Origin of the sequence: Synechococcus sp. MIT S9503, from assembly GCF_047304175.1 — a bacterium.
Classification (GTDB): domain Bacteria; phylum Cyanobacteriota; class Cyanobacteriia; order PCC-6307; family Cyanobiaceae; genus Synechococcus_C.
In genome coordinates this window covers 471,592-488,218 of record NZ_CP138955.1, presented here as the reverse complement: position 1 = coordinate 488,218, position 16,627 = coordinate 471,592, and the positions used below count along the sequence as shown (strand labels likewise).

Annotated in this window: 18 protein-coding genes and 1 tRNA gene; 10 read left to right on the top strand and 9 right to left on the bottom strand. The window is 58.1% G+C overall.

Annotated elements, in window-relative coordinates; genetic code table 11:
* Positions 1-213 precede the first annotated feature (213 nt).
* Positions 214-1,002 (top strand): hypothetical protein, encoded by a 789-nt coding sequence (locus SIB56_RS02655; protein ID WP_413325131.1) that lies wholly within the window; start codon positions 214-216, stop codon positions 1,000-1,002.
* Here SIB56_RS02655 and SIB56_RS02650 read toward each other — a convergent pair.
* The gene (locus tag SIB56_RS02650; protein WP_413325129.1) at positions 989-1,168 is read right to left on the bottom strand and encodes a hypothetical protein; all 180 of its coding nucleotides are present in this window, start codon (positions 1,166-1,168) and stop codon (positions 989-991) included. The genes SIB56_RS02655 and SIB56_RS02650 overlap by 14 nt on opposite strands.
* Positions 1,169-1,258: 90 nt before the next feature.
* Between SIB56_RS02650 and SIB56_RS02645 the strand changes: the two genes are divergently transcribed.
* The 3 genes from SIB56_RS02645 to SIB56_RS02635 all read left to right on the top strand — a co-directional run bounded on the left by SIB56_RS02645 (position 1,259) and on the right by SIB56_RS02635 (position 2,992).
* Positions 1,259-1,453, top strand: a complete 195-nt coding sequence (locus SIB56_RS02645; protein WP_413325127.1) for a hypothetical protein — start codon at positions 1,259-1,261, stop codon at positions 1,451-1,453.
* Between the two features lie 42 nt (positions 1,454-1,495).
* Complete coding sequence (locus SIB56_RS02640; protein ID WP_413325124.1) at positions 1,496-2,032, top strand: YqhA family protein; 537 nt, start codon at positions 1,496-1,498, stop codon at positions 2,030-2,032.
* Between the two features lie 108 nt (positions 2,033-2,140).
* Entirely contained in the window at positions 2,141-2,992 is an 852-nt protein-coding gene (locus tag SIB56_RS02635; protein ID WP_413325122.1) for a sigma-70 family RNA polymerase sigma factor, read from the top strand.
* Here the strand turns inward: SIB56_RS02635 and SIB56_RS02630 are convergent.
* Entirely contained in the window at positions 2,919-3,695 is a 777-nt protein-coding gene (locus SIB56_RS02630) for a DUF92 domain-containing protein (RefSeq protein WP_413325120.1), read from the bottom strand. The genes SIB56_RS02635 and SIB56_RS02630 overlap by 74 nt on opposite strands.
* A gap of 84 nt (positions 3,696-3,779) precedes the next feature.
* On the opposite strand from SIB56_RS02630, the gene SIB56_RS02625 reads away from it, so the two are divergent.
* Together SIB56_RS02625 and SIB56_RS02620 are read left to right on the top strand one after the other, a co-directional pair.
* Positions 3,780-4,226 (top strand): hypothetical protein, encoded by a 447-nt coding sequence (locus tag SIB56_RS02625; RefSeq protein ID WP_413325118.1) that lies wholly within the window; start codon positions 3,780-3,782, stop codon positions 4,224-4,226.
* A 115-nt stretch (positions 4,227-4,341) separates the two neighbouring features.
* Complete coding sequence (locus SIB56_RS02620) at positions 4,342-4,602, top strand: hypothetical protein (RefSeq protein WP_413325116.1); 261 nt, start codon at positions 4,342-4,344, stop codon at positions 4,600-4,602.
* Here the strand turns inward: SIB56_RS02620 and SIB56_RS02615 are convergent.
* Both SIB56_RS02615 and SIB56_RS02610 read right to left on the bottom strand, forming a co-directional pair.
* Positions 4,592-5,353: a 16S rRNA (uracil(1498)-N(3))-methyltransferase gene (locus SIB56_RS02615; RefSeq protein WP_413325114.1), complete on the bottom strand. Its 762-nt coding sequence runs from the start codon at positions 5,351-5,353 to the stop codon at positions 4,592-4,594. The genes SIB56_RS02620 and SIB56_RS02615 overlap by 11 nt on opposite strands.
* Complete coding sequence (locus tag SIB56_RS02610; RefSeq protein WP_413325112.1) at positions 5,350-5,799, bottom strand: DUF3531 family protein; 450 nt, start codon at positions 5,797-5,799, stop codon at positions 5,350-5,352. The genes SIB56_RS02615 and SIB56_RS02610 overlap by 4 nt, the downstream gene beginning before the upstream one ends.
* Before the next feature lie 92 nt (positions 5,800-5,891).
* On the opposite strand from SIB56_RS02610, the gene SIB56_RS02605 reads away from it, so the two are divergent.
* Both SIB56_RS02605 and hslO read left to right on the top strand, forming a co-directional pair.
* On the top strand, positions 5,892-6,524 hold the full coding sequence (locus SIB56_RS02605; RefSeq protein WP_413325110.1) for an ABC transporter ATP-binding protein: 633 nt from the start codon (positions 5,892-5,894) through the stop codon (positions 6,522-6,524).
* Positions 6,525-6,545: 21 nt separating this feature from the next.
* A complete protein-coding gene (gene hslO / locus SIB56_RS02600; RefSeq protein WP_413325108.1) occupies positions 6,546-7,466 on the top strand; it encodes an Hsp33 family molecular chaperone HslO in 921 nt (306 codons plus the stop codon).
* On the opposite strand, the gene SIB56_RS02595 is transcribed toward hslO, so the two are convergent.
* The 5 genes from SIB56_RS02595 to SIB56_RS02575 form a co-directional block, all read right to left on the bottom strand.
* Positions 7,455-8,144: a CPP1-like family protein gene (locus SIB56_RS02595; protein ID WP_413325106.1), complete on the bottom strand. Its 690-nt coding sequence runs from the start codon at positions 8,142-8,144 to the stop codon at positions 7,455-7,457. The two genes, hslO and SIB56_RS02595, sit on opposite strands and share 12 nt — an antisense overlap.
* 76 nt (positions 8,145-8,220) lie before the next feature.
* A complete protein-coding gene (locus tag SIB56_RS02590) occupies positions 8,221-8,466 on the bottom strand; it encodes a hypothetical protein (RefSeq protein WP_413325104.1) in 246 nt (81 codons plus the stop codon).
* A gap of 108 nt (positions 8,467-8,574) precedes the next feature.
* Positions 8,575-10,212, bottom strand: a complete 1,638-nt coding sequence (locus tag SIB56_RS02585; protein ID WP_413325102.1) for a peptide chain release factor 3 — start codon at positions 10,210-10,212, stop codon at positions 8,575-8,577.
* Positions 10,209-10,922: a class I SAM-dependent methyltransferase gene (locus SIB56_RS02580; protein WP_413325100.1), complete on the bottom strand. Its 714-nt coding sequence runs from the start codon at positions 10,920-10,922 to the stop codon at positions 10,209-10,211. The genes SIB56_RS02585 and SIB56_RS02580 overlap by 4 nt, the downstream gene beginning before the upstream one ends.
* On the bottom strand, positions 10,922-13,123 hold the full coding sequence (locus tag SIB56_RS02575; protein ID WP_413325098.1) for a mechanosensitive ion channel family protein: 2,202 nt from the start codon (positions 13,121-13,123) through the stop codon (positions 10,922-10,924). Before SIB56_RS02575 ends, SIB56_RS02580 begins: the two co-directional genes overlap by 1 nt.
* Before the next feature lie 137 nt (positions 13,124-13,260).
* Here SIB56_RS02575 and nrdJ point away from each other — a divergent pair, with 137 nt between their 5' ends.
* Both nrdJ and SIB56_RS02565 read left to right on the top strand, forming a co-directional pair.
* Positions 13,261-15,597 carry a ribonucleoside-triphosphate reductase, adenosylcobalamin-dependent gene (gene nrdJ / locus SIB56_RS02570; protein WP_413325096.1) on the top strand — a complete coding sequence of 779 codons (2,337 nt, stop codon included), beginning with the start codon at positions 13,261-13,263 and terminating at the stop codon, positions 15,595-15,597.
* 73 nt (positions 15,598-15,670) lie between these two features.
* Positions 15,671-15,757 (top strand) — tRNA-Ser (locus SIB56_RS02565).
* The last annotated feature ends 870 nt before the right edge of the window (positions 15,758-16,627 follow it).

Genomic DNA, 16,627 nt, shown 5'->3' with positions numbered 1-16,627 from the left:
GCATGATCATGTCAAATCCAAGGCCCTGACTGCAATGTGTTAGCCACTTGACTTTGTCGGTCTTTGCCTTGGATCGTCGTTGTCAGGAACAACTGTTCAACTGTCAGCCTCAACGCGGATGCAGACATTCAGCTCGCGATCGAGTGGATCACAGGGTTGGTTTCTGCAGCCCGTTCGCGAGGCCGGTACCTTCCAGGTGTCGCCTTCTAGATGATGAGCCTGTCGGTTGGAACCGCATTGCAGGACGGTTGGACCACGTTCCGTCGCACACCCTGGACGTTTGTCTTTTTTGCCCTGTTCGCGTTCGTGCTGTCCACAGTGGTGGATCTTCTCCCCGGAATCGCCGGATACATCGTCAGCAGCCTCGTGGACCTCTGGGCCACCGTGGGATTGATACGCGGCGCCTGGCTCGGCCTCAAAAGGGAACGGCCCAGCTTCGGCGATCTGATCAGGATCGACGTCCTTTCCATCTGGCGACTGTTCAGCCGGCAATTCCTGCTGACCGTGCTGCTGGGTGTAATCAGCGCAACGGCGGCAATCCTCGCTGTGACAGCGGCTGATGCCGGAGAGCTCGCCCAGTCGATCTACAGCCAAATACAGGTCATTGACGCCTCCAATTCCGAGTTGATCAATGGCCTGATCACTGAGATCCAAGGCCTGGCTCTCGCCATCGTCACCAGCCCTGTTGCGGTTCTGGTCCTTCTGCTCGGAGCCGTGATCGCCATCTATATCCAGGTGAACCAGATGTTCCTTGGGTTCCTCGCAGTGGTGAAGGGTCTTGGACCGATCGCCACTCTTCGCGAAGGCTTCCGCACCGTGCAAACACAGTGGTGGACTGTGTTTGGACTTCAGGTCATGCAGCTGGTGATCCTCCTGCTGGGGTTGATCGCCTTCGGTTTTGGATTGTTGGCGGCCATCCCAGTGGTGGTCTGCATCACCGCATCGGCCTATCGACAGCTGTTTGACGGCGATGATCCGACGGGAGTCCTCACCGGTCGCTGAGCCTTAAGGCCAACCGCAACCTGGCACTGCAACTGCGGGACATGACCAGCGCCTCCTGCTCGTTGGCCATCACCGGCTTGCAGAGAATCCACTGCAACCGCTCATCCACCAAGACAGCGGTCTTTCCACGTCGACCCTCCAGAGACTGAAAACCGGTGATTGTCACAATCAGTTGACCGCCGCTGTTTACGAAGCGACATGCTCTCCGTACATGCCTCGATTCCGCTGCCCTGATTGCTGTTGTGGTCCCGCAGTCGTGCTGCGCCCACCGAAAGGGGCACTGCCTGTCTGCTCCCGTTGCGGCACGGTGATGGAACGCCAGCCTGTGGTCAGGCCCCTCCCCCTTGCTGTGTTCCTGGCAGTGAGCACTGCACTTGTGGGACTCTCCATACCGGCACTTCTCGGCCCGCCACCGCCGCCGAGACCGCAGACCACGGAGAACCTCGCCTAGGTCTCACCTTCACCACTGAATGCATCCAGACAAAGCGCAGCCATGAACAAACCCAGCCAGCACCGATCAAGCCGACTGGAACGCCGGTTCGAAGGACTGATCTGGAAGTTTCGTCTGGTCACGCTGATTCCCGTTGTGATGAGCCTGCTGGGCAGCATCAGCTGCTTTGCCATTGGGACCTACGCGGAGATCAGCGTGCTGACGAGTGTGCTTCGCGGTGACTTCACCCACGACAACAGCACGCTGCTGATCGGAAAGGTGGTGGGGGGCATCGACTACTACCTGATCGGAATCGCGCTGCTGATCTTCGGTTACGGCATCTACGAGCTGGTGATCTCCGACATCGACCCGCGACAGACCGATGAATCATCCATGCGACGCAACCTGCTGAACATCGAGAACCTTGATGGTCTGAAGCAGAAGCTCACCAAGGTGATCATCGTGGCTCTGATCGTGACGGCCTTCAAGGTGATGGTGAGCTTTGAGGTGACCTCCATCACGGAGCTGATTCAGTACTGCGCAGGCGTGCTGATGCTGGCCTTCAGTTCCTACCTGATCGGGCGAACCGGCAAACACTGATGGGCGGATAGCGCCTCCCTCCTGAGGACGAACCCATTCATCCACAGGGGGGAGGTGAGAAGGCCATGACTCGGCGGAATTTGAAGACGTTCCAGCTTGGAGTCAACAATGACCACCAGAACAGAGCCGTCGGCTGTTCAGCAACAGCTGCAGCGGCGACGCCGCCATGAACAGCGGCGACGGATCGACACTGAAACCCGGCACAGAAATGACGCGGTCCTGATGCACCTTGGACTGGCTCACCACGGTGCCAACCGTCTGCAGCACAACGGTTTCGGCGAACGCGACGATCTCGTGCAGGAAGCCCGCTACGGGCTGATCCGGGCTCTTGAATCCTTTGATCCCTGTCGAGGTCACCGCATCAGCAGCTACGCGATGCCGAGGATCACGGGCCAGATCCGTCACTTCCGCAGAGATCGTCTCCATACCCTGCGCATTCCCTGGCGACTGGGTGAGCTACACGCTCGCGGAACGAAACTGCAGAACAGCCGGCTGCATGCCGGGCTGCCTCCGCTTGGAGATCAACAGCTCGCTGAACAACTGGGGGTCACGAACGATCGCTGGAAGGAGGCCTGCATTGCTCACCGGGATCGACATTTGCGATCACTGCATCTGCCTCGCCGCAACAGCGATGGTTGCACGGAGGATGAAGCCTGGATCGATCGTCTTCCAGACCCCGAAAAGCTGGGAGAAGATCCGCAACGCGAATGGCTGATCCAGGCGCTGGAGACGCTGGATCCGAACCATCGCCGTTGGCTTTGCGCCTACTGGATCGATGGACTCTCCCTGAAGGAGATCTGCCAGCGCGAAAGCATCGAGCGTCCGGTGCTGCGCAGGTCACTGAAACGGAGCCTCAACAGCCTGCGCCATGAGGCCGATCGGGTCTTCAGCCGGACACCCCCAGAAGCCAGGCGGCAAGCATCGCCAGACCTGCTGCCCAGGCGGTCTGCAGACCATTGACCAGCTCATTGCTCAGCCAGGACCAACGGTCCTGGCCCAGGGCTCCAAGAAGACTTTCAAGCAGGGTGGCGATGAAGCCCACCACAAGCACAAGGGCACAAGCAGCGCCGGATTGGAGCAGGCCAAGAAGAGCCACCACGACCGTCATCAGCAAACTGCCAACGGCACTGGCCAGGGTTCCTTCCACACTCACCGCACCCTCCGTTCCGGCGGGTACGGGACGCAGGGTGGTGATCAGCAGGGTGGTGCGGCCCCAGCGCTTGCCGATCTCACTGCCGAAGGTGTCAGCCAGCTTGGCCGCGAAACTGGCGGAGAAACCGATCAGCAACAAGGCTGGTGAACCGATTCCAGCAGCGATCAGCAAGGCCAGAACAAAGCCGGTGAAGGCCGATCCCCACACATTCTCCGGGCCGCGACGCCCGCCTCGCCCCTCGGCAAGACCAAGCTCCTGCTTTCTGGCAAAGCCCAGCTTGGTGACAAGAGAGCCGAGCACGAGGTAAGCCACAACAGCCAACCAACCGCGCCAGGCCAGCGAGCCCCAGAGCACCGTGCCAAGGATTCCTGCATGACACCAACCGGCCTTGGTGAGCAGTGGAAAGCGCTGCGCCCAGGCAATCAGCACAGCATTCATCACCAGCGCGGTGAGCCAGAGCGAGGCGCTCTGGCTGGGAAGTTCCAGTGGCGTGAGTGGCGTGGAAAACATCAGGCTGTGTTGCACTGCCCTAAGCATCAGCGCTGAAGGGAACCAAGGCACGGATAATCACGATGTTGCTTTCCCCGCTCCGGCATGGTGCTCAACAGAAAGAGTTTCTTCCTTGAGCTGGGAGAGCCTGCAGCAAAAGCAGCCGAACCCAAGTCGCAACCTGAGCAAACAGTTGCCCTGAGCAACTCGGAGCTATCGCAGCCAGCTGCGGCAACAGATCCAGTCGAAACGGAGATTCCCGCTCCAGTGGCCGCTGCCGTTGATGTTGCACCCGAAGCTGAGAGCGTTGCCGCAGAAGTCAGCTCACAAGCCAGCGCCGAGGTCGAGACCGAGCCGGCACCAACGCTGACCATGGCGGAATCCCTCGCTGCGGAGCTGGCTGATGCGCAAGCTGCCAGACCGCAGATCAAGCTCGTCACGTTCGCTCCTGAGGCACTTCAGCCTGGTAATTCGGTTCGCCCAGGCAAGCGTCGCCCGGGCAACAACCTTGCGGGATTCCGAAGCATGGCAACGGATCTGTTCAAGACCTGAGCGATGTGAAGCGAGCACGATCAGGCACAACTCTGGTGTGATTTCCTGCCTGGGTTGGATTGCTGATCACTTGCAGACCAAGAACGGTGCTTATACGCCTTTTCGCTTGGACATCATGAACCTGCAGCTGTCGCAATTCAGGACCTTCACCGGTCGACTCTCCCAGCGGCTCAAGCAACAGTTTTCAGCGCAGGTTCAGCACGCATCAAGAACTTCGAGGGGGATCGCAGCGAACCACGTCGGCGTCGAAGTTAAGCGCTCTCTGGGAGATTCGATGCGTGTCCCATCTTCTGTGCAGATCGCTCTGATGCAACGCATGGGGGTGACCGGACGTCCGCTGATGGATGCCTGCAAACGCAGAAGCATCAGCATCTGAGGGTTCGCCAGTTGGTCAGGCTGGTGATACCTGCCACCGCAGCAGTTGAGCTGCGCAGGATGGTGCCACCCAGGGACACAGGAACCCAACCCGCTGCTGCTGCTGCCGCAAGCTCCCGATCACTCCACCCACCCTCTGGGCCAATCGCAAGCCAGATGGATTGATCCGCTGAGGCCTGATCTGCAAGCAGTACGGAAAGGGGCGTGATCTCTGCGGCACGTGTCACCGCGATCAGGCGCAGGTCGCTGCCATCCGGTGCCTCCCACCAATCATCGACAGCACGGAGTTCGGACAGCTCAGGCGCCCAGAGCCGTTCGCACTGTTCCACGGCTTCCTGAACGATCGAACGCCAGCGATCCGGGCGGTGCTCAGCCTGAGGAACGCAGCGTTGGCAGTGAATCGGCTGCAGCTGATCCACACCCAGTTCACAGGCCATACGCATCACGTCATCCATCCCCCGGCGGATCACGGCGATGGCCAGGCCGAGTTTCGGTGATGGAGCCCCCACCTGCTGACTCGCCGCCTCGATGCCTGAGCACAACTCGAGTCGGTGGTCTTCCAGAAGACGAGCCGTCCAGAGATGGCCGCAACCATCAACCACATCCACCTGATCATCTGGCCTCAGTCGCAGAACTCTGCGCAGGTAACGGGATTCATGGTCTTCCAGCGCAAACCGGCGCTGCTCATCGGCACACTGCAACCTGCAGGAGTCGATCAGCAGACGACGTCGTTCCGCCACGACAGCGATCAACCCATTCCGGGAAAGACGCTGTCGGGATGCTCTTCCACAGGCCAGTCATCATTCACTCCACCGATCAGCAGTTCCTCGAGCTGCACGACATCGGAGTCAATCTGCCTCAGGGCATTGATCAGCACATCGAGAGCAATACCGTCACTGGTACCGAGGTCAACCCAGCATCTTGCCCAGTCCTGCTGGTACTCCATCTGCCCCATGTTGTGCATCAGGGCTGGCATGACAGCAGTGGCCTCCTCGTTGTCGTAGGCCATCCAGCTGAGTTCATCACCTTCCTCATGCACCTGCAGGTTCTCGGCATTGAAACCACCTAACCGACCGAGCACATACCAGCTGTCAAAAATTCCATCGACGTAGTTCCGCTCTCCCTGACTGGGAATCTCGCTGAATCGCAACCAGACCCAGCAATTGAAGGGATCAACCTCTCGGAAGCGAATGCGCATGACCCACCGGTGACACAGTCATCATCGCCGCCGGAGGAACGATCGACCATGCTGGTGAGTCCTGGCGGCCCAGACCCGGGCATTCAATCGGAATGCTGGAACTCACGGATATCAACTACAGGCCTGCAACAGCCGACCAGGTGGTCTTGAACTGCATCCAGCTGAAGGCGGGGCTTGGACGTCCCCTGCTGATTTCCGGAGACAGCGGCAGCGGAAAAACCAGTCTGCTGGAGGTGATCAGCGGCATGGCAGGGGCTGACAGCGGCAGCATCAGCTGGAACGGTCAGCCGCTCAACCAACGACAGCGGCGCTGGCTCTGCGGGGTGGTGTTTCAGTTTCCGGAACGCCATTTTCTGGGCCTGAGCGTCAGCCAGGAGCTGAAGCTGGGGCACCGCCGGCTGAGCAGCGAGGAGATGATTTCAGCACTGCGCAAGGTCGGCCTCAGCGGCGTAGATGGTCGTCAGGCACCCGAGCGACTCAGCGGTGGCCAGCAGCGGCGTCTGGCCCTCGCGGTTCAGCTGCTGCGCAAGCCTGACGTGCTGCTGCTGGATGAGCCCACCGCAGGACTCGACTGGTCGGTGCGTTCCGAAGTGCTCGAACTGCTGGACCGGCTCAGCCAGGACCGACTGCTGATCGTGGTCACCCATGAGCCTGAACTGTTCCAGGGATGGAGCTGCGAGCAGCTGCGGCTGCGCAATGGCCGACTTCATGCTCTGTCACCATGACGCCTGGATTGTTGAAGAGCCATGGCTGACCGGCTGGTCCGTGCCACAGCAGCGGGCGGGGGAATCAGGCTGGTGGCGGTGACCACCGGCGAAACGTCGCGTGCCGCCCAGTCTCGTCATGGCCTCTCCTATCTCACCACCGTGATGCTTGGCAGAGCCATGGGTGCGGGACTGCTCCTGGCCAGCTCGATGAAGGTGCGCCATGGTCGCGTCAATCTGCGACTGGGATCAGACGGCCCACTCAAGGGGCTGACGGTGGATGCGGGCCGCGATGGCAGCGTGCGCGGCTACGTGGGCAATCCTTCGCTGGAACTGGACCCGGTCCGCAACCGGGAGGGGCAGGCCACATTCGATTTCAGTTCAGCAGCAGGAACCGGTTACCTGCATGTTGTGAGAGATGACGGCAAGGGCGAACCCTTCAGCAGCACCGTGGAGCTGGTCAGTGGCGGCATCGGCGAGGATGTCGCTTCCTATCTGCTCCACTCCGAGCAGACACCGTCGGCGGTGTTCGTTGGCGAAACGATCAACAGCGAGGGGTTGCAGAGCAGCGGTGGACTTCTGGTTCAGGTGCTGCCAAAAGCTGCGGAGGAGCCTGCTCTGGTGGCTCTGCTCGAGGAGAGGTGCCGCGAAATTCAGAATTTCAGCCAGAAGCTGCACAGCTGTGGTGATCACCCGGAACAGCTTCTGCAGGACGTCTTCCCGGATCTTGACCCACAACCGATCCCCAGCAGCGAGCCGATGCAGGCGGTGCAGTTCCGTTGTCCGTGCAGCCGGGAACGCAGCCTTGGCGCTCTGACATTGCTTGGACCTGAGGAACTGCAATCCATGCTCACTGAAGACAAGGGAGCAGAGCTCACCTGTCATTTCTGCAGTGAGGTGTATCAGTTCAATGAATCCGAGCTGAGAGGTCTGATCGACGAACTGGTGCAGTCAAGCCAGTAGCAGAGCGCCCGCCAGCAACAGAAGCAGTGTGGGCAGCGCCTGCCATTGCTCAACGCCCAGAGGCAGCCCTGCCTGAACCGTGAGAGCACTGAGCGCCGCGCCAATCGCCAGGCCCGCAACAAGCAGCAGAAGGGTCCAGCCAAGTGAGCCCAGAGGCCGACGGCCGCGCTTCACCTGACTGATGAACACCCCAATCGTTGAGAGAGCCAGCAGCAGATCCACGGTCTGAGGAGCCAGCAACAACAGCAGCAGGGCCAGCGCACCAGCAATCGAACGCACAATCAGCCCCTGGCCCTGGACCAACTGCAGATCAGGAACGAAACCTGCACCGTTGAGTGAAGGAGCAGGCAATGACATGCCGCGCAGACGGGTTAACAGCGCTGCAGGTCCGTTACCGCTGTTGGTAGCACCTGCGGAGATCTGCTGACGTTCCATCTGCGATGCCGACGCGGCAGCCGAACTGAGTCGCCCTGACTGACGATCGCGGAGGCGCTCCATGAGCACTGCGTCATATGCTGCTTCCACCCGCGCACGCGCAACAGCATCATCCCCACAGGATGCGACGACGCGGTCTCTGGCTCTCTGCACATCATCAAATCCTGCACCGGGGCTCACTCCCAGCAGGGTGTACGGATCTTTGGGATCCGAATCCGCACCAGGATTCAGCCCTGCAGCCATTGATGTACCAGAATCTCACCCAAGATTATCGAGAGACTCGTCTGATCGAGCAGCAATCGCTGATTTCAGAAGTGACTCAGAACAAAGGTGGGCCATGACGGAACCCGTGTTGACGTTCAAAACGGTTCCGGAAACTGGGCACATCAGAGCTGAGCAAAACCTGGCGATGCTTGATCAGAGGCATCTGCGGAGGCAGATGATATCCCTCCAGAACCTCCACATGATCACAGTGATCACGGAAACAGACGTAATCCGTCCCACCGTCATCACAGGGACGGAGCAGCCAGACAGTGTCCACAGCAGCCCGCTTCAAGGGCGACATTCTGGCGATCGCATCGCCTCGTCGTGGCAGTCAACCGCTGAACGATGAATCTCAAGATCTCCTTCACGCAGGCGTTGTGGTGCTATCCGACCAGGCGGCCATCGGCAATCAGAGACTGATCGGTTCAACGCCACTGACAACAGGTGCCACAGCATTGAGCTCAAGATCAGGATGCTCTTCGTGAAGCTGATTGAGATTCCAGTCGTTCTTGAATAACAGCACCGGTCGATTCCAGGCATCTCGCACCGTTTTGCAGTTGAAGATCCGACCGACCTTTTCCAGAGATGACCATCCACCGGTCACCCAACGCGCAACCTGGAAGCCAAGCGGCTCCAGGCGGGTTTCAACGCCGTATTCGTTCTGCAATCGATGCTGTACAACCTCAAGCTGAAGCTGTCCGACTGCGGCAAGAATCGGATCCCGCTTGCTTTCATCAGTGTCGTAAAGAATCTGAACGGCTCCCTCCTCGCGCAGTTCATTGACCCCTTTGCGGAAATTCTTGAACGCTGAAGGGTTGGGATTACGCAGCCAGCTGAAAATCTCGGGACTGAAGCAGGGAATCCCCTCGTACTCCACTTTGGTTCCGGTGTAGAGAGTGTCGCCGATCGAGAACATGCCCGGATTGTTGAGTCCGATCACATCACCGGGGAAGGCATCCTCAACAACCGCACGGTCCTGTCCGAAGAGTTTCTGAGGGCGCGACAGACGGATCGACTTCCCTGTGCGGGCATGACGCACCGTCATGTCTTTTTCGAAACGGCCGCTGCAGACGCGCACAAAAGCGACACGATCCCTATGACGGGGATCCATATTGGCCTGCAGTTTGAAAACGAAACCGCTGAATTCCGGCCGCAGGGGATCCACGGGCCCGTCTTGCCCCTGACGCGGCACTGGCTTCTGCGCCATCTCCAGAAACGCATTCAGAAACGGACGCACTCCGAAATTGGTCATCGCTGAACCGAAGAACACCGGTGTCAGCTCACCGGCATGCACCAGCTCCAGATCCAGTTCAGCGCCGGCAGCTTCCAGCAATTCCAACTCTTCCACCGCCTGCTCCAGCAGCTCAGGTTCGACCAGCTCCCTGAGCTCTGGGTCATCAAGAGCAAGGTGACGCTCCTCCGATTGACGTCCGCGTTCGGCACGGCTGAACAGAATCACGTCATGGGAGCGGCGATCAATCACCCCTCGAAACTGTTCACCGCTGCCGATCGGCCAGTTCACGGCCCACGGGGTCAGTTCCAGCTCGGATTCGATTTCATCGAGCAGGGAGAGAGGCTCCCGGCCCGGACGGTCCATCTTGTTGATGAAGGTGAAGATGGGAATCTCACGCATGCGGCAAACCTCGAAGAGTTTGCGGGTCTGCGGCTCAAGTCCCTTGGCAGCATCCTCAAGCATCACGGCATTGTCCGCAGCGGCAAGCGTCCGGTAGGTGTCTTCGGAGAAATCCTGGTGGCCGGGGGTATCAAGCAGATTGATGGTGTTGCCGGTGTAGTCGAACTGAAGAACGGTGGAGGTGATCGAGATGCCCCGTTGCTTTTCCAGCTCCATCCAGTCGGACGTGACCTTGCGCTGCTCTCCACGGGCCTTCACCGCACCAGCCTGCTGAATGGCACCGCCATACAGCAGCAATTTCTCAGTGAGCGTGGTTTTCCCGGCATCAGGGTGGGAAATAATCGCGAAATTCCGGCGTCGCGCCACTGCATCCAGCAGCTCACGTCCGTCCTGAAGTGCTGAATCCGTGCTCATGGTCTGGATTGAACAGAACCAGCCTGACAGCCCGTGATCCAGCCACCCACCTCCAGGTAGCGATCCTCAACCGCAAACACCTGTAGGCATCCCAACCCGGCATCGTGCAACTGAGCTTTCACCTCCTCGAGCGTGAAGGATGCATGCAGTGATGCTCTGTAGTCACGCTGAAGCACCGCTGGAGCATTGGCGACATGGCGGTCGCAGAGTTGATCGATGCATGCTTCGCTGTCTGGGCGCCGCAGATCCCGATGCAGCACGAGACAGTGAGCCGATGCCAGCGGAATCAACGACGACCAGAGCTGATGAGGATCATGGAGATGATGCAGCAGGCTGTTGCTGACGATCAGATTCGCGGGCTTCCCTGCCTGGCTGAGTGGCAAAAAGGCTTTTTTGTAGCGGAGACGTTCCCTGGAGATGCCCGCAGCACTGCGGCGTTCATCAGCAACAGCGATCATCCGGTCTGCCGCATCAAGCCCAAGCACTGAACAGTGCGGCCATCGCTGCGCCAGTCGGGAGGAGATATTGCCAGGTCCACAACCCAGATCGAGAAGACGGGCCTGATCCGGAAACGAGTTGCCGGACGATTCGAGCAACGTGGCGATCCGGTCAACCATCGCCTGATCCGTGTTGCTGAAATCTGCTGCTGCGTAGGCATCGACCTGCAGCGGATCATTCATCACCTCAGGTTCGGTAATACGCAGAAGCATTACGTCGACCCACTTGAATGCAGTTTCAGGGTCTGCGTGGGGAAGGGAATCTCGATGTGATGCTGTTCGAGAACCTCCAGAATCCTGCGGTTGAGACGGTGCACGCTGTTCTCGAAATCATCATGGGTGTGGTGGCTTGAACGGATTTCCAGCTCGTGGTCGTAACTGAAGGCTGAAATGCGCACAAGCCGACAGGCCTCAAAGCCGAGTTGAGAATCCTCTGCGACCACCGAACGCATGAGATCGGGGATCCTCTCGAGCTGTTCCTGGGTCGTGCTGTAGGCCACGCCCACAACCACCTCACTGAGTGAAACACGTTCCAGCAACTCTTCCAGTGCCACCAAAAGGGTTTCGCGAACTTTCAGAAATGCTGCCCAACCATGCAGTTCAACCATGACGAACACAATCAGCTGATTGGTGCCGTCTTCCAGTGATTCAAGACTCACGACCGGTTCATGGAGATCCACAGTCAGCTCAAGCGACTCAGGCATGGCGACCATCCGCCTGGCCTGACGCAACAATTCCTCAAGCTGAAATGGAGAGAGCGGATCACGAATCGGCAGGCGCAACTCAAGCCCCTGCATCGGCTGGCGCTCCCAGCTCACACCGCGTCTGGAGTAGTTGACGATCGTGGCTTCATCGGCAACGGAATTGGGGATCGTCACTCGGCTTTCCAGCGTTTGCAATTCCATCGAACGCAAACCGATTTTGGTGACAAAGCCAAGATTGCCTCCCACCTCACAAAATTCACCCACCCGCAACGGGCGGTCGGTCTGGATCGACAGACCAGCGAAGAGATTGCCGAGCAGCTTCGAGGCGCCAAGACCAATTGCCAGACCTGGAACTGCGGAAAAGGCGAGCACGGTGCTTGAGGGAAGTCCCAGCAGCAGCAGCAGTCGATAAATCAGCACCACCGACACCAGGGCACCGACGGCTCGGCTGATCGGCATCACCAGACTGGTGATGCGGCGCAATTGAATCGGAGAGTCTCCACCCCGGACCCGCGCCAGAAACTCGGAACTGCTTCGACCAAGCGCTTCAAAGAGATAGAAAACGAGAACACTGGCTGAGAAATACCAGATCACATAAAAGGAGTAAATAACCACCACCAATGGCAGCCCGGTGAAATTGAGGAAGTTATCGATCAGCTGTTCAGTCACATAGGTGAGCGGCAGCGCCGGCAACACAATCAGCACCCGCTTCCAGGCCAGTGAATCAAGTTGAAAAATCAGGCGATCGATGTCCGCGCGATGGGCACTGGCTCGATAAGTGGTGAACAGCATTCGCAACAGACGCAGATAAATGAACCCATAAACACCAATCAATAGTGCTGCGCAGAGAACCTGAAACAGCGTCTGATCACCAATTGGCCATTCGAACAATCCACGCCAGCTTCTCGGAAGAGCCAGATACCAGCCAGGAGGCACCAGATAACCAGGGGTGTAGATGAAGTCCGAGTAAAAACGAGGCGTGGCGAACGGTTGCTGGATCTGTGGAATGGCTCTGATCTCGTCGTACATCGAACGAATCGATGACACTGTTGTTGCAGAGAAATAAAAGCTCTCATTCTCCGGGTCATCATCAAGATCCGAGGTGAGCGTGACTGCGGTCCCAGGAATGCGCCATGAATTCGTCGGAGTTGAACGTCGATCATTGAGCTCTTTCATCCCTTCCACATCCGGAATATCAATCGGCTGCCGGCTGTGGGTGAGCACATAATCGAGAACATGCTTGAGCTGAATCGCCGCCTCATCAGCCATGTCGGCGCGGACGCTCTTGGGAATCGAACTGGCATCCAGTGCCTTGACTGCCAGACCGAACAACAGATTTGTGTCATCAATCTGTTCCTGCCGTGACACGGTCTTGCCGGGAAATCCATGACCAAGACGATCAGCGCGCAGACCGACATCGGCCATCACGGCGTAGAAGTTGAGAAGAGTTGCCCGGGGACTGTCACCCACGACCTGATCGAGCACCACATCACTCCACGTTTCTGATGACCTGACCAGTTGTGGATAGAACGGCTGCTGTTCGATGGGGATCAGACCCGCACCGCTCTGGCCCTGTCCCTGCGCAGCTTTGCCCGCTGACAGGTCGAAAAGGAAAGGGGCAACGCTCAACGCCAGAGCAGCAAGCCCAACCAGCAAGAAACGCCACATCCGTGTGAACAGGTGTTGCGTCAGGCGCCGAGAACGAACCATGAGCCTGCTCAGGCTGGATGGTCGGAATCGTGGCAGCCGCTCAGGCCTATTGGCCAGCGACACTGCTGATAGTGCCACCAACCACTTGTTAACCCCATTGCTGGCGTTAGTGTGCATGAACTGACCCGTCTGATCACGTGACCCTGTCCCCAAGCCGCAGTGACACTACGGACATCGCTGAAACCGTGTCCAGCAATGGCGACTTTCCCGCCACAGCACCCGCAGCAAATCCGGTTTTCTATCGCACCTACAGCCGTCGAAGCAGTACCGGACGGGAAAGCTGGAGTGAGGTCGGATCCCGCAATCTCAGCGGTCTCCAAAAGCTTGGAAAGCTGACCGATGAAGAGGTGTCACTGCTGGCACGGATGCAGGCCGAGAAGAAAGCACTGCCATCAGGACGCTGGCTGTGGATTGGCGGCACCCCATGGATTGAACGCCAGGAGAACTTCTCCGGCTCCTACAACTGCACATCCACAAACCTGATCGACTGGGAAGCCTTTGGTCTGATGATGGACCTGGCGATGATGGGTTGCGGAACAGGCGCCATCATCGAGCCCTACCTGATCGATCGGCTGCCGCTGGTCACCAATCCGATCGACGTGGTCAAGGTCACCGACATCGGTGTCACCCCTGCAGGTGAACGTCAGGAAACAACCACTCACACCATCAACGGCGACACGGTCTCGATCCGCGTGGGTGATACCCGTCGTGGCTGGGTCGACAGTTATCAACTGCTGCTGAATCTCAGCAGTGATGAGCGCTTCGCAGGGCGCACCATCAAATTGGAGGTGGATCTTTCTGACGTGCGACCAGTGGGCGAAACCCTGAAGGGTTTCGGAGGCATGGCCAATCCGGTGAAGCTGAAGGATCTCTATGGACGTGTCGCCCGCCTTCTGGGCAAGGCCGTTGGCCGCAAACTCACCTCAGTGGAGTGCTGCCTGCTGATTGATGAGGCTGCTGTCACGATCGTTGCCGGCAACATCCGCCGCAGTGCCGGGATGCGTCAGTTCGCCTCCAACGACACCAGTGCCGCCGGAGCCAAGGACAACCTCTGGCAACAGGATGCTGAGGGCAACTGGCGCATCGATCCCGAGCGTGATGCTCTGCGCATGGCCAATCACACCCGTGTGTATCACACCCGCCCGAGCCGCGAGGTTCTGCTCGAAGCGGTGACGCGTCAGTTCCACAGCGGAGAGGGCGCCATCCAGTTCGCGCCTGAGGCGATCGCGCGTTCCAATGCCGATCTGCTCTCAACTCCCGATCTGCGCCGCGAGTTCATCGAGATCTACTGCGACCAGGGCAAGGAAGAAGCCGGTCGCTGGCTGAACATGAATCATGGCCCGATCGCTGAAGCCGAGCTCGAGCATCGTCTCGGACGCTATGGGCTCAATCCATGCGGTGAAATCCTCGGCGCGGATTTCCACTGCAACCTTGCGGAAGTTCATCTCAACCAGATCGATCCAAGCGATGACGAGGGGCAGCGTGATGCCTTCAGAGCCGGTGCTCTTTCAGTTGCATGCCTGCTGAACCATCAGTTCGAAGTGGAGCGCTATCGCCAAAGCCGTGACTGGGATCCCATCGTCGGCGTGAGCTTCACAGGCCTGTTCGACTTCTTTGTGCACGCCTTCGGAACGCCCTGGCTGCAATGGTGGGAAGCCGGAAGGCCCGACACTGAAGAAGGCCGCGAATTCAAGCGGCAGGAAGCGGAATATCTCAGCCGCTGGAAAGCAACAGTGAACGAGGCGGTCTGGGAGTACTGCGATCGTCATGGACTGCGTCGTCCGAACCGCTGCACCACGGTGCAGCCGGCTGGCACCAAGAGTCTGCTGACCGGCGCCGCTCCAGGCTGGCACCCGCCCAAGGCTCAGCGGTTCATCCGCCGAATCACCTTTGGAAAGAACGATCCGGTGGCAATGGCCTGCATGGACTATGGCTACACCGTGGTGCCATCACAGTCAGACAAGGACGAGCAGGGCCGTCTGCTTGATAATCCATTTGATCCCCGCTGCACCGAGTGGTTGGTGGAGATTCCCACCGAAGTGAGCTGGGCGAACCTGCCCGGTGCGGACGCAGTTGACATCAACGCCTTCTCGGCGATGGCCCAGTTCGATTTCTACATGCAGGTGCAGACTCATTACACCGCTCACAACACCTCGGCAACGATCGAATTCCGTGAGCATGAAATCGAAGAGCTTGCGGATGCACTGCACGGAACCATCGATCGGGGAGAGGGCTACATCTCAGCAGCCTTGCTGGCTCGTTTTGATGCCAACGCCACCTTCCCCCGTCTGCCCTTCGAGCCGATCAACGCCGAAACCTACGAACGGATGCAATCCGATGTGATCCAGCGTCGCGTGAGTGCTGACTTCTTTGAAGCTCTGCAGCGCTACGACATGGGTGAAATCAGTGAAGCGGGACCTGCAGGATGCGATTCAGACAAATGCCTGCTGCCCCTGGCAAAGCCAAACAGCTGACACTCTGCAAGGAGTCACCTCGCGGTGACTCCTTTAAAATGATCAAGCGGATGTCACTGACATCACGCAACCAGGAGAGGTGGTCGAGTGGTTTATGGCTCTGGTCTTGAAAACCAGCGTGTCTTCACGGGCACCGTGGGTTCGAATCCCACCCTCTCCGTTCTGAAATCCCAGTCACTGGCTTGACTTTGAGCATCTAACCCCTGCTTGACACTGTTTTCAGTAAGGGTTACTGGCTTATTCGCATAATTACTGGCACGAGCATGAACGATTCATGCCAACCCGCACTGGCGCCAACGAGCAACAGCAGAAATTGATTAATCATTGGCTGAAGGTTAAGCGCTTAGGTATCTATCAACAACCGAGGCCCAGGTTTGGCTTCGTATCCACCACCTGACAAGGGATCCGAAACAGTCAACCCTGCAGATGACCGATAAAGTTGATCATGATGAGCTGAAGCTTCTGGGCCATGCCTTCACCTGGTCGCAGCAGTGGAACCTGAAGCATTACGCAACGCGACGTTGTCATCGCTTCAGCCGGAAACATGAATGAATCCTGGCGAGCTATACGGAGTTCTGGTAGCCGGGCTTATTGATCTCCGGCTGTGCAACACACCTTTATTCTCGGCGCCCTATGGATAGGTCCACTGGACTTCAGAACCTTCTGAATGAAGACCATAGAGAGTTGATCACTCATTACAACTAGATAACATTAACCAACGGTGGTGGAACTACAAATATTCATTCCAACAAAAACAAGACAGAATACAGATCGACAAATATTGTCGTTCCCGACGAAATATTTATCTTTTTAACAGTAATCTCCGAGTAATTAAACCTTGTGCAAGCAATTATCGAGCCTCCCGGATCCATAGCCTTGGAATTGCATGGTTTCTGATTTAATGATGAACTGTATAAGCGAAACTGAGCTATTCAGTTCAGCGGGCGCTGGTAATGTGATTTTTGGTTAGAGAGTACTCCTGTACGCAATAATTCGAGATTAAAAGCAGGCTGTCAGCAAGAAACCCAGC